This is a genomic window from Variovorax sp. P5_A3 (genome assembly GCF_056400665.1).
This window is the reverse complement of the sequence record NZ_JBFUKW010000033.1, coordinates 41,852-53,891: the sequence shown is the minus strand read 5'-3', so window position 1 is coordinate 53,891 and position 12,040 is coordinate 41,852. Positions and strand designations below refer to the sequence as shown.

Below are 12,040 nucleotides of genomic sequence, written 5' to 3'. Positions count from 1 at the left end.
TACTTCTGCGATCCGCAGAATCCATGGCAGCGCGGAAGCAACGAGAACACGAATGGATTGCTCAGGCAGTACATGCCGAAGGGCATGGACATCTCGGGGTTCTCACAGCTTCAACTCAACGCGATCGCGAGACAATTGAACGAGAGGCCGCGCAAGACGCTCGGCTTCCATACACCCGCTGAAATGTTCAGCGAATGTGTTGCATCGACCGGTTGAATCCGCACCCTCTTTCCGATGATCGCGAACAATTGCCTCAGTCCAAAAAAGCCAGCCACGGCGCCGGTGATGGCGACATAGAGAACAGGGGGAACGTACAAAGCAACGGCAATGGGTTCGTTGAGGCAGAGAACCAACCGATGACCACCAAGAGAATGGCAAACAACTTCACATGGAAATCGGCCATTGAAGTGTGGGCGTCTCTCAGTGCTTCGAGGTAGATGTCAAACCTCTTTTCATCCGTCAGGTCCCGCGATTGAGGCGTGGAGCGGGGTGATTCGCTTACGCTGGCATTTGATGCTCCGCTCATGCTTGCCTCCAGAGTAAACGGCCAGCACGGCATATGTGCGCGGCCCATCCGCGGGGACATCATCAACAGGTTTCGTTCTTAGGACTTCCCCCGTTCTGTGGATGATTGGGCCGTGCCCAAGGATCTGTGTCTATCCCGCGCGCGGGCGGCAGCAGTTTTTTGCACTCTATTCGCTGGGTGGACCGCGGATAGCTCCCGTGGTTTGACACTCTATTCGCTCGCACCAGGTCGACCCTCTCCCCCCCTACTGTGACAACCGCGCCTGCTTTGGCGCCAATAACTAAGCATATTTATAATCAGCCCCCTTATGAAAAGAGATTTCAGCCAGCGCTTCGGCTTTCTGGTCAACGACGTCGCCAAGCTCTACGGCGAGCAATTCGATCGCCTGGCACGCGAGCGCATCGGGCTTACCCGCGCACAGTGCCGCCTTCTGGGCGCCCTGGCGATGCATGGCGACGAGACGCCCATGTCACAGGTCGAACTGGCGCAGCGACTGGAATTGAGTGCCATGGCCGTGGGCGGCCTGTGCGACCGGCTAGAGGCGGCCGGCTGGATCCGTCGCGAGCAAAGTCCGAACGACCGCCGCATGCGGCACGTCCACCTGGCGCCGAGTGCGGAGAGCGCGCTCGATGCCGCGCTGAGCCTCAGCGACGGCCTGCAGGTGCGGGCGCTGGCGCTCCTCTCGGCTGCCGAACGGGCCCAACTTGTCGCATTGCTCGGCAAGGCCCGAGAGGGCCTGATGTCGCTGGCGTCGGGAGAGGCGCGATGAGCACCACTGCAGCATCGCAGGGCGGCGTCGCCCATCGCGGCCTGATCACCGTGTCGATCATGCTCGCGACCATCATGCAGGCGCTGGACACCACCATCGCCAACGTCGCGCTGCCGCACATGCAGGGCAGCCTGCAGGCCTCCCAGGACCAGATCACCTGGGTGCTCACGTCCTACATCGTGGCCTCGGCGATTGCGCTGCCGCTGACCGGCTGGCTCTGCGGGCACTGGGGTCGGCGCAAGGTCTTCATGGTCTCGGTGATCGGTTTCACGATCGCATCCGCACTCTGCGGCGTGGCGAACTCGCTGGTCGAGATCGTCGCCGCCCGCCTGCTGCAGGGGGTCTTCGGCGCCGCGCTCGTGCCGTTGTCGCAGGCCGTCCTGCTCGACATCAACCCGCGCGAGAAGGTTGGCCAGGCGATGGCGATCTGGGGCGCCGGCATCATGGTCGGCCCGATCCTCGGCCCGCTGCTGGGCGGCTGGCTGACCGAGAACTTCGACTGGCGCTGGGTTTTCTTCATCAACCTGCCGGTCGGCATCTTCGCGCTCTGGGGCATCATGCGTTTCCTGCCCGAGAGCCGCCCGCAGGGCGAGCGGCTCGACATCTTCGGATTCGTCACGCTGAGCATCGCGATCGGCATGCTGCAGCTGTTCCTCGATCGCGGCGAGCAGCTCGACTGGTTCGACTCGTGGGAGATCCGGCTCGAGGCCGCCGCGGCACTGATCGCCTTCGCCTTCTTCGTGGTCCACACATGGACCGTGCAAGGCGTCTCATTCTTCAATCGCGACCTCCTGAAGGACCGCAACTTCGTGACCGGGCTGCTGTTCGCCTTCATCGTCGGCATGATCCTCTACGGCACGATGGCGCTGTTGCCCAGCTTCCTGCAGGGGCTGATGGGCTACCCGGTGGTCTATACCGGTGCCGTGACCGCGCCGCGCGGCATCGGCACCATGATCGCGATGATCGCCGTCGGGCGGCTGGTGCAACGGGTCGACGTGCGCGCGATCATGGCCCTGGGCTTCGGCCTGACCGCCTTCTCGCTCTGGCAGATGACGCGCCTCACGCTCGAGATGGACAGCTCGCTGATCATCGTCTCGGGATTCATCCAGGGACTGGGCATCGGCTTCACCTTCGTGCCGCTGTCGACGGCCACCTTCGCGACGCTGGAGGCGCGCCTGCGCAACCAGGGCACGCCGATCTTCAGTCTGTTGCGCAACATCGGCAGCAGCGTGGGCATCTCGATCGTCCAGGCGCTGCTGACCGAGCGTTCGGGCGAGGCCCATGCGACGCTCGCGGCCACCGTGGCGCCCGGCAACCACGGGCTCGCTGCGCTGCCCGCATTGATGAACCCGTCCGGCGCGGCCGGTCTGGCAATGCTGAACAGCGAGGTCACGCGCCAGGGCGTGCTGATCGGCTATCTGGACGACTTCGGCATCATGATGGTGATCACGCTGGCCGCGATCCCGCTGCTGCTGCTGATCCGCAGCCCGCGGCGCGTCGTGACGGATGCTGCGGTCGAAGTGCCGCACTAGGCACGCCCGTCAGCCCAGCAACGCTTCGGATTCGTCGAGCGTGATGACGATGTCCATTCCGGGCGCGCCCAGGCGGACAAGGCGATTCGCGAGGTGGCAGCCGGATCAGAACGAAAAGCGCATGCCCAGGTCGTAGCCGTACGACTTGTCCGGCACCGCCGTGACGCCGGCGGCGGGTTGCCTGATGAAGTTCGGGCCTCCGACCGTCAGGCCGGCGCCGTCCTTGTTGTTCAGGTAGGCGACGGTCGCATACAGTGCCGTGCGCTTGGAGAAGTTGTACACGTACCCGATGGCGAACTTGTCGGCCTTCGGCTGGTTGTTGAAGCCAAAGACATTCGTGGTCGTGCCAAGCAGATTGGTGTTCGTGTTGTTGTACCTGACCGCGGAATACGAAACGCGGATCAGGTCGTACCCCGCGACCGGTATCGTCGCGCCGATCAGCACGCCGTTGAATCCAGGCTTGCTGGTGCCGAAGGGATTGAAGGTGTTGGTCGCGAAGCTCGTATCCATCTTGTTGTTCGAATACTCGCCGAAGAGCTTGACCACGCCGAAGTCGTAGGAGCCGGCAAGACTCCAGATATCGATGTTGTTCGTCGTACCGAGGTAGTAGTTGGACCCAACGGTGCTTTCGCCGTAAGCGATCACTACATCCAGCGGTCCCTTGCTGTAGCCGACGCGGCCGCCGATGTACCGGCCGGCGCGCGCGTTGTCGGCGACGGTTGCCAGCGCCGGGTTGGCGACGATCGCGGCCGCGCCCGGAGGCGTCAGGCCACCGGGGTCGTAGCTGGCCGCTTCGTTGAAGGCGTACAGGATCTGGCCATAGAAGCCGTTGAGGTTCGGCAGTAAATAGCCGATCGAATTGCTGGCACGCGAATACTGGCCGTTCGTCCAGCCGCTCCTGAAGCTCCCCGGCGAAGTCTGCCCGTTGGCGGTGCTGATCAGGCTCGTGCCGACGCCGTTCACGCCGAACGGATCGAAGAGGTTGTCGTTCCAGTACGTCGGGGTGTAGTCGCGGCCCAGGCGCACCTCGCCGAATGCGCCACTGAGACTGACAGTCGAGCGACGGTTGAACTGAAGTGCGCCGCCCGATCCGGCGCCCGAACCGTCGTCGGAATTGATGCCCGCTTCGAGCCAGAAGCCGGCCGAGAGGCCGCCACCGAGGTCTTCCGTGCCGCGAAAGCCGAGCCGGCTGGAGTTGTAGGCCGAGTTCGTCAGAACGGTCTGGCTTGTCGTGTACTTGTTGCCGAAAGGGCCCTGCGACTCGTTCCAGTAGCCGCTGACGGAGGTATCCATCACGCCGAACAACGTCACGGACGACTGGGCCGCGGCTGTACCGGCGCCCATCAAGGCTGCCAGGGGCACCATCGCCGCTATGCACTTCTTCATCGCGTATCTCCAAAACGCTGACCACGGACGAAACCACGCTAAGCCGCCGGGACGACGGTGACGTGACACCGGCGCTCGCCCCGTCGCCGGTGCGGCGTGGCCAGAATTTAGCAGGTGGTGCGCCCGTGCCGGGGAATCCTTGTTGTCGTCTTGGCCCGATGCGCTAGTTGACCCGCTGAAGCTGCGGCGCCTGCCACTGGCCGCTGAGCGCTTCCTTCCTGGGCCAGTACAGCCTCATGGCCGCCACGAAAGGACCCTCGGGTGCGGGCAGCCAGTTGGGCTCCTTGTCCGCACCGGGGGAGATGTTCTGCAGGTAGATCGTCAGGCCGCCGTCGGCATCCCGCGTGAGCTGCGGCAGCATCGGCGAGTTGATCAGGTAGCGATGGATCGGGTTGGCCACGAGCAGGCTTTCCGGCATGCGGTAGATGCCGAGTACGGCGGCCGTCATTCGGTATTGATAGTTGTTCTTGAGATAGGCCCGCGTGCCGAAGATGTCGCCGCTGCTGAGCTGGTGCGTGTCCAACAGCGTTTTGGTCGCTTCGTTGGCGCGCCACGCGTCGGCGATGCCGTCCTTGACGGCCTGCTGCAGCTCGGGAGACAGGGACGCGAAGTCGAAGGTCTTGCCTGCGCCGATGTCGAGCTTTGCGAACCGGGCCATCAGCGCCTTTTCCGAGGGGTGCGTCGGCGCGAAGCCCAGGATGAAATTCAGGATGCCGAACAACTCCGGCGACGCGCGTTCGTCCTGCGCGCTCAAGGGCTTGGGGAAATCGAGCGCCGGCGCCGCGGCGGGCGCGGGCCTGCCCAGGAAGGAGGACAAGCCGGGGACGCCTCATGCAGCCCGTGCAAGCCGGAAAGCCGATTCACTTCCACTGAGATATGGACCAATTCTTCGTGGACAGCCAACTGTCGCCTGAAGTAGTCGGGTTCGACGAGGGCGTGAGTCGCAAGCGAAACGATGCAAGCGTACTTGCCCTTGCCGACGCGCCAGACGTGAAGGTCGCAAATGGACGCCTTGATCGGACTTGCATCGATGACCTCCCTGATTTCCGCCACCACTGGCGCATCCATCTCGGCGTCGAGAAGGACCCTGCCCGAATCTCGCAGAAGACCGACCGCCCAGATCGCGACGAGCCCTGCGCCCACGATGCCCATCAGGGGGTCGAGCCACGCGGCGCCCCAGAGCTTGCCTGCCGCCAGGGCAGCAATCGCCAGAACGGATGTGGCGGCATCGGCGAGCACATGCATGTATGCGGCGCGAAGGTTCAGGTCCTGGTGCCCATGCACGTCGTCGTGGCCGTCACCGTGGTGATGGTGATGGTGGTGATGGTGCGTGTGTTCGTGGCCACCCCGCAGCAACCATGCGCATGCCAGATTCACCGCGAGCCCGACCGCGCCGATGACAAGGGCTTCGTCGTAGTGGATGGCGGTCGGGGCCAGGAGGCGCTCGACGGATTGAAAGGCCATCAGCCCCGCCACGAGCATGAGGAGGATTGCGCTCGTATACCCACCCAGGACCTCGATCTTCCAGGTGCCGAAGGCGAGCCGCGCTGCGCTCCTATCTCAGGTAGGACCACGCGGTCGATTTCGCGCGGATGCCGCAAGGTCAGGCTCTGCGCAGCAGCCAGGCGAGCACGGCGGCACCTGCAAGAACTGCAGCCAGGGTCACCACAAGGCCGGAAATTCCGAGTCCGCGCGCAGCCGGCGCGGGCTTGTCGTGCGGAGCCGGGTTGCCCGCCGGAGTGGCTCGTGGCGACTCGGCGAAGGGCGTGAACACGGCGCCGCCCGGACTTGGGGCTTCTTCGTGCGACCGCGCCTTCGGCGCGCTCTCGATCTCCGCGGAAGAAGACGAAGGGTGCGCCGGCGTCCATGACTGCGGCTGCGCCGGTCCGCTCGACTGCGTCTCAGCGGGGACCTCGAGCGTGTTGAAGTCCAGCTCCGCACCGAGCGCGACGGTCGATGCACACAGCGCCAGCAAGGCCGCGCCAAGGAGGGGAGGGCGAATGAAGCGAGGCATGGGTGGGTCGCTTGCCGGCAGCAGCGCCGCAGGAAATCCACAGCGACTGACAAGGCCGGTCATTCTGGAAAGCGCATGTGACAGAACCATGACCCCGTTCGCGTGGCGACCGCACGACAATTCGGCCGATGGACGAAATCATAGGAATCTTTCCGACGCCGTACGTCGCCTCGATGCGCTGACTGAAGGACGGTCGTCAGACCGTGACCGTCACCTTGAGAAAGGTGGCGGGAATGACCGTGGCGTCAGCGGTCGGGCTCTTGTTCTGCTGGATGGCCAGGGCGATCAGCTCCTGCTGCAGCGCCTCCGTCCTGCCGCTCTGCGCAGCCGCCTCGAAGGCGTTCATGGTCGGACCGTAGAAGAGGCGAAAGGCATCGATGTAGGCCGCCGGCCCGACGCCCGCGCGAAAGGTGTAGGTCTCGCGCCCGCACGAGATGCCGTCCGCGGGAATGCCGGCGGCCGTGAAGCGTTCGAGCACGTTCGCCTCGACGCCCCAGGTCATCGGGCTGACGAATCCTTCGGGCGGCGGCGGCGAGTACGCGGCACTGATCTTCAGGACCTGCGCGACGAAGGTCGGATCGTTCGGAATCCAGTTGCCCATCACGATCCGCCCGCCTGGCTTGGTGACACGCACGAACTCCCTGGCCACGTCGAACGGCTTCGGCGCGAACATCGCGCCGAAGATGCTCACGACCAGATCGAAGGAGCGATCGGCGATGTCTTCGAGGTTCGATGCATCGCCATGCTGGAACCTGCAATTCGTCAGGCCCGCGGCGTGCGCGCGCGCATTGCCCGCGGCGACCAGGTTGCGGGCAATGTCGACGCCGAGCACATCGGCGCCGAGCTGCGCCTCCGGCAACGCGGTCGTGCCGTCGCCGCAGCCCACATCGAGCACCTTCATTCCCTGCGTGATGCCCAGGCCGCGCGCGATCTCCTCGCCGCTGTCCCGCATGAAGGCAGCAAGCTGCGTGAAGTCACCCTTTTCCCATAGAGCCTGATTCGGATTCATTTCACTCTCCTGGCGAGGGAAGGATCATCTGCTCTTCAGCGGCGCCTGTCTTCTCGATTCTTCTGCATCCACACAACCGGCAGAAGGGTCAGGGGGTGGACGCCACAGGCCATAACTCCTGGGTTATCAAGGCATGACAAATTAGCTTCTTTCGGTGAATTGCGCGGCCTAGACTGCCAGCATGTCCACTGCAACCGCACCGTTGCCCGAGGTCTTCTCGGCCGAGCATCTAGACGCCATCGCGCAGGCCGTCGATCGCCAGGACGCACTGCGCAGCGTCGATGCCATCAGGCTGCGCATCGCACCCGGCAGCGCCTTCAGCATCCAGCAGAACGTCACCACCGATGCGGACCCGGCGGGCGAGATCCGGCTGCGCCGCTTCTTCAGTTCCGAGGCGCGCTATCCGGTCAACGGCACCAAGCTCAAGACATCGACGCCATGGACCGAGCGCATCTTCCTGCGCGGCCTGCCCTTTGTGGGCGAAGGCGCCGAAGTGCTGGCTCGGCATTTCGACGACTTCGCGCAGATGCGGTCGATGGGCCTGGCCAGCGTGGTCAACGTGCCGCTGTTGCGCGCGCGCACCTGCTATGCCACCTTCAACGTCTTCGGCATTCGCCCTCAATGGACGCCGCAGGAGGTCCTGGGCATCCAACTCCTGGCGCTCGCCGTGGCGCGCTGGGTGCCATTGGCGCCCGGCCTGCACTACCGGCTCGCCGGCGCCGCCTTCGCCACGTCCCTTGAAGAAGCCTGAACCAAGGAATCACCATGCCTGTGCGCGCACTGCATCACTACACGATCCGCTGCATGCCGGAGGAGTTGCCGCCACTCCTGGACTTCTATACGCGCGTCATGCGGCTGGAGGTGGGCGCGCGTCCGGAGATTCCCGCGCCCGGCGCGTGGCTCTATGCCGAGGGCCAGCCCATCGTGCACCTCTATGCGCACCTGGCTTCGCCTGATGCAGCCACGGACACCGGGCCGCTCGACCATATCTCCTTCCGTTCGCACGGCCTCGCCGAGATGCGCGATCATCTGGCGCGGCAGGACGTGCCCTTCGACGAGGCGCCCATTCCCGGTTGGGACATCCACCAGCTCTTCCTGCGCGACCCGCGCGGATTGAAGATCGAGATGACCTTCTGGCTGGCCGAGGAGGCGCTAGCATGACCGAGTATGTGCAGGCCGGCGAACAGCGCCTTGCCTTCGATCGCACGGGCGAAGGCGATGCGCTGTTGCTGATGCACGGCGCCGAGGCCTCGCGCCAGATGTTCGCGGCTCTGGTGCCGCACCTGGCGCCGCACTTCACGGTCATCGCCTACGATCAGCGCGATTGCGGCGAGACCGAAGGGCCTTCGACGGCCAGTACCCTGGAAGACCTGGCCGGAGATGCGCACCGGCTGATCAGGGCGCTGGGCCTGAAGCGCGCCCATGTGTTCGGCTCTTCCTATGGCGGCCGGGTGGCGCAGGCGCTGGCCCTGACCTATCCGCAATCGGTGGACCGCCTGGTGCTGGGCAGCACCTGGCCGCTGCCGCGCCCGCACGAGGAGCTGTGCCCCGATGCCCGCGCGCTGGCCGAGCTGCGACGCGGCTTGCCGGGTACAGCCGAAGAACTCGCGACCTGGTTCTTTCCCGAGGCCTTTCTGCAGGAGCGCCCTGAACTGCGCGCCATCTTCGCCCAGGTGCGGCCGCAGAACGCGCGCTCGCAACGGCGCGCCGCGACCGTCGCCACCACGATCGACAGCGGCGTGGCCGACATCGTGGCGCCCACCTTGCTGCTGGCCGGCGAGCTCGACCGCGTGGTGCCGGCCTCGGTCACTCTGGCCATGGCCGGACGCATCCGCGGCGCCGAGGGCGTACTCCTGCCGGGCGTCGGCCATGTCACGGCGCTCCAGGCACCGGAGGTCGTGGCCGGGCACCTGGTGCGCTTCCTCAAGTCCGGAGGTCCACGATGAATGCCCCGCGCGCCGACTACATCCGCATCGCCGGGCTGTCGAAGCGCTTCGGCGGCGACCACACCGACGGTGGCGTGCTGGCCCTGCAGAACATCGACTGCAGCATCGCCCAGGGCAGCTTCGTCACCATCGTCGGGCCCAGTGGTTGCGGCAAGAGCACGCTGCTGCGGATCCTGGCCGGGCTCCTGGACTACCAGCAGGGCCAGGTCTCGCTCGACGGACAAGCCATTCGCGGCACGCGACGCGATGTCGGCATGGTGTTCCAGAGCTCGATCCTGCTGCCCTGGCGCAGCATTCTCGACAACGTGATGCTGCCGGCCCAGGTGCTGGGACTGGACATGAAGCGGGCGCGCGAGCGCGCCATGCAGCTGCTGAGCATGGTGCGGCTGGAGGGCTTCGAGCACAAACTGCCGAGCCAGCTGTCGGGCGGCATGCAGCAGCGCGCCTCCATCGCCAGGGCGTTGCTTCACGACCCCAAGATCCTGCTGATGGATGAGCCCTTCGGTGCGCTCGATGCGATGACGCGCGAGCGCATGAACCTCGAGCTGCAGCGCATCTGGATGGAAAGCGGCAAGACCGTGGTGCTCATCACCCATTCCATTCCGGAGGCCGTCTTCCTGGGCGACCAGGTGTTCGTGATGTCGGCGCGCCCCGGCACCCTGGAGCAGGTCCTGCGCATCGACCTGCCGCGCCCGCGCGAGATGGCGGTGATGTCGGACCCCGTGTTCGCCGCGGCCACCGCGTCGATCCGCGAGCGCTTCTCGCATGCCGCTTCCTTCGATTGATGTGCCAGCCAAGAAGGGCGCCACGATGACCCCAGCCACCATTTCCCCGAATGCCGCGGATTCCGTGGCCATGCCGGCGCCGAAACCGATCCGGTCGCGCGCCAGGCCATCCCTGTTCAATGCCACGCGAGTACAGGGCGTGCTGCTTCTGGCGGCGCTCCTTGGCCTGTGGGAAGCCGGTGTGCGTGTCTTCGGTGTGTCAAGGCAGCTGTTGCCGCCGGTCAGCGACATCGTGGTCGCCCTGTGGAACGGCTTCTACGCGGCGCCATTGGCCAAGGACGGCTACTGGTACCACGGCGCCATCACCCTGAGCGAGATCTTCCTCGGCTTCGTGGTCGGCAGCGCGGTGGGCCTGGTGATCGGCATCGTGGTGTCGCAGGTGCCGCGGCTCGAAGCGCTGGCCTCGCCCTACATCGCCGCACTGCAGAGCGTGCCCAAGGTGGCGCTGGCGCCGATCATCGTGGTCTGGCTGGGCTTCGGCATCGGCTCGAAGGTGATGATCATCTGCCTGCTCACCTTCTTTCCGGTGCTGGTGACGAGCATCGCCGGCTTCAAGGCGGTGGATGCCGATCGCATCGACCTGCTGCGTTCGCTGTCGGCCACGCGCTGGCAGATCTTCCGCTACACCAAGTTTCCGAGCGCCTTGCCCTACATCTTCGCGGGCCTGAACATGGCCGCGGCCTTCAGCGTGGTGGGCGCCGTGGTGGGAGAGTTCGTCGGTGCGCAGGCCGGCTTGGGCGTGCTGATCCTGCAATCGGAGGCGCAGGCCGACACCGCAGGCAGCTTCGCGGTGATGGTCGTGCTGTCGGTCATCGGCATCGCCCTCAGCGCGGCGCTGCGCAAGGTGCAGCAGCGCGTGCTGCACTGGATGCCCGCCGACAGTTCGCAGCGCACCGTCAACAGCTGAGCGCGAACCGGCACCCCCTCTTTCCTTGATCCAACTCGAGAACAGGACCACACCATGATGAATCGACGTCAAATCGGATGGGCCCTCGGCGCCCTGGGGCTCACGGCCGGCTTGCCGGCGCTGGCGCAGAAGCTCCGGATCATGAAGGTGGCCAACACGGCCGCGGTGAACGATCCGCAGCAGTGCTTCTGCACGGCGGGCCAGGACCCCCGGCTCAATTTCTACAAGCCGCACGGCGTGGATGTGGAGTACGTCAACATGTCGAGCATGGTGCAGGCGATGCAGAGCCTGCGCGCCGGCCAGGTCGACTTCGGGCCCGCGGTACCGGGCCTGCTCCTGCCGGCATTGGCCAAGGACCCCACCATGGACCTGGTGAGCGTCTACGAGTGGCTGCCCCGCAATGCCAACGTGATCGTGGTCAAGCCCGGCAGCCCGATCAAGTCGGCCGCCGACCTGGCCGGCAAGAAAATCGGCGTGCGCAACCAGGGCGATCCCGGCATCGTGGTCACCAAGTTCATGCTCGCCGAACTGGGCCTGAAGGACGACGGCATCGATTACATCGCCATCGGCGACGGCGCGCCGGCCGGCACGGCCATCGAGGCCGGCCGGGTCGATGCCATGGTCACCTTCGACACCGCCGCCGCGCGCATCGAGCTGGTGAACGGGCCGCTGCGCTATGTACCGATCACACCGAAGCTGGCGCAATACGGCTCGGGCTGGATCTGCGTGCCGCGGCGCATGCTGAAGGAGGAACGCGGCGCGCTGGTGGCGCTGTTCCAGGGGATCGCCAAGTCCACGCTGTTCTCGAACGCCAACCTCGACGCCGGCATCGACCTGCATTGGGCCGTGTATCCAGAGAGCCGCCCCAAGGGTCGCAGCGAGGCGGAAGCACGCAAGGAGCTGGCCTTCATCCTCAAGGACCGCAAGAACAACTGGATGCGGCGCCCCGGGGATCCCGATCAACGCATGGGTGCGATGTCCTTGGCCGAGTGGCAGTCCAACATCGAGATGACCGCCGAGACCAGCAAGAACCCCCAGCTGGCGACCGAGCTGGGCGACCCGAATCGGCTGTTCACGAATGAATTGATCGACGACATCAATGCGTTCGATCGGAACGCGGTGATCTCGATGGCGAAGAACTTCAAGGGTTGAGCGACGACGACCGG

General features: G+C 65.4%; 14 protein-coding genes and 1 pseudogene. 9 read left to right on the top strand and 6 right to left on the bottom strand.

The genetic code is table 11. The annotated features are described in order from the left end of the window. Window positions 1-216, top strand: a 216-nt coding sequence (locus AC1D3B_RS32055; protein WP_478194710.1) for an IS30 family transposase, incomplete at its 5' end; no start/stop codon positions are given. A gap of 37 nt (window positions 217-253) precedes the next feature. On the opposite strand, the gene AC1D3B_RS32050 is transcribed toward AC1D3B_RS32055, so the two are convergent. Next, window positions 254-526, bottom strand: coding sequence for a hypothetical protein (locus AC1D3B_RS32050; protein ID WP_478194709.1), 273 nt, complete (start codon window positions 524-526; stop codon window positions 254-256). 307 nt (window positions 527-833) lie between these two features. Between AC1D3B_RS32050 and AC1D3B_RS32045 the strand changes: the two genes are divergently transcribed. After that, the gene (locus AC1D3B_RS32045) at window positions 834-1,295 is read left to right on the top strand and encodes a MarR family winged helix-turn-helix transcriptional regulator (RefSeq protein ID WP_478194708.1); all 462 of its coding nucleotides are present in this window, start codon (window positions 834-836) and stop codon (window positions 1,293-1,295) included. Further along, window positions 1,292-2,827 carry a DHA2 family efflux MFS transporter permease subunit gene (locus AC1D3B_RS32040; RefSeq protein WP_478194707.1) on the top strand — a complete coding sequence of 512 codons (1,536 nt, stop codon included), beginning with the start codon at window positions 1,292-1,294 and terminating at the stop codon, window positions 2,825-2,827. The genes AC1D3B_RS32045 and AC1D3B_RS32040 overlap by 4 nt, the downstream gene beginning before the upstream one ends. A gap of 105 nt (window positions 2,828-2,932) precedes the next feature. Here AC1D3B_RS32040 and AC1D3B_RS32035 read toward each other — a convergent pair whose 3' ends face one another. From AC1D3B_RS32035 to AC1D3B_RS32015, 5 genes and pseudogenes are all read right to left on the bottom strand, one after another. Further along, the gene (locus AC1D3B_RS32035; RefSeq protein ID WP_478194706.1) at window positions 2,933-4,213 is read right to left on the bottom strand and encodes a porin; all 1,281 of its coding nucleotides are present in this window, start codon (window positions 4,211-4,213) and stop codon (window positions 2,933-2,935) included. Window positions 4,214-4,376: 163 nt separating this feature from the next. Further along, window positions 4,377-5,030, bottom strand: coding sequence for a DUF1214 domain-containing protein (locus AC1D3B_RS32030; RefSeq protein ID WP_478194705.1), 654 nt, complete (start codon window positions 5,028-5,030; stop codon window positions 4,377-4,379). Window positions 5,031-5,068: 38 nt separating this feature from the next. Beyond that, window positions 5,069-5,758: pseudogene (gene dmeF, locus AC1D3B_RS32025) on the bottom strand (CDF family Co(II)/Ni(II) efflux transporter DmeF); the annotation flags it as partial. Between the two features lie 58 nt (window positions 5,759-5,816). Next, window positions 5,817-6,227 (bottom strand): hypothetical protein, encoded by a 411-nt coding sequence (locus AC1D3B_RS32020; protein ID WP_478194704.1) that lies wholly within the window; start codon window positions 6,225-6,227, stop codon window positions 5,817-5,819. A gap of 196 nt (window positions 6,228-6,423) precedes the next feature. Next, complete coding sequence (locus AC1D3B_RS32015; protein ID WP_478194703.1) at window positions 6,424-7,236, bottom strand: class I SAM-dependent methyltransferase; 813 nt, start codon at window positions 7,234-7,236, stop codon at window positions 6,424-6,426. Between the two features lie 181 nt (window positions 7,237-7,417). Here AC1D3B_RS32015 and AC1D3B_RS32010 point away from each other — a divergent pair, with 181 nt between their 5' ends. From AC1D3B_RS32010 to AC1D3B_RS31985, 6 genes are read left to right on the top strand one after another with little or no spacing between them, the layout of a single operon-like run. Further along, entirely contained in the window at window positions 7,418-7,987 is a 570-nt protein-coding gene (locus tag AC1D3B_RS32010; RefSeq protein WP_478194702.1) for a GAF domain-containing protein, read from the top strand. A gap of 14 nt (window positions 7,988-8,001) precedes the next feature. Then, complete coding sequence (locus AC1D3B_RS32005; protein ID WP_478194701.1) at window positions 8,002-8,397, top strand: VOC family protein; 396 nt, start codon at window positions 8,002-8,004, stop codon at window positions 8,395-8,397. After that, window positions 8,394-9,182, top strand: a complete 789-nt coding sequence (locus AC1D3B_RS32000) for an alpha/beta fold hydrolase (RefSeq protein WP_478194700.1) — start codon at window positions 8,394-8,396, stop codon at window positions 9,180-9,182. Before AC1D3B_RS32005 ends, AC1D3B_RS32000 begins: the two co-directional genes overlap by 4 nt. Continuing rightward, window positions 9,179-9,967 (top strand): ABC transporter ATP-binding protein, encoded by a 789-nt coding sequence (locus AC1D3B_RS31995; RefSeq protein ID WP_478194699.1) that lies wholly within the window; start codon window positions 9,179-9,181, stop codon window positions 9,965-9,967. Before AC1D3B_RS32000 ends, AC1D3B_RS31995 begins: the two co-directional genes overlap by 4 nt. Before the next feature lie 25 nt (window positions 9,968-9,992). After that, on the top strand, window positions 9,993-10,874 hold the full coding sequence (locus tag AC1D3B_RS31990; protein ID WP_478194698.1) for an ABC transporter permease: 882 nt from the start codon (window positions 9,993-9,995) through the stop codon (window positions 10,872-10,874). Window positions 10,875-10,931: 57 nt separating this feature from the next. After that, a complete protein-coding gene (locus tag AC1D3B_RS31985; protein WP_478194697.1) occupies window positions 10,932-12,026 on the top strand; it encodes an ABC transporter substrate-binding protein in 1,095 nt (364 codons plus the stop codon). Window positions 12,027-12,040: the final 14 nt, after the last annotated feature.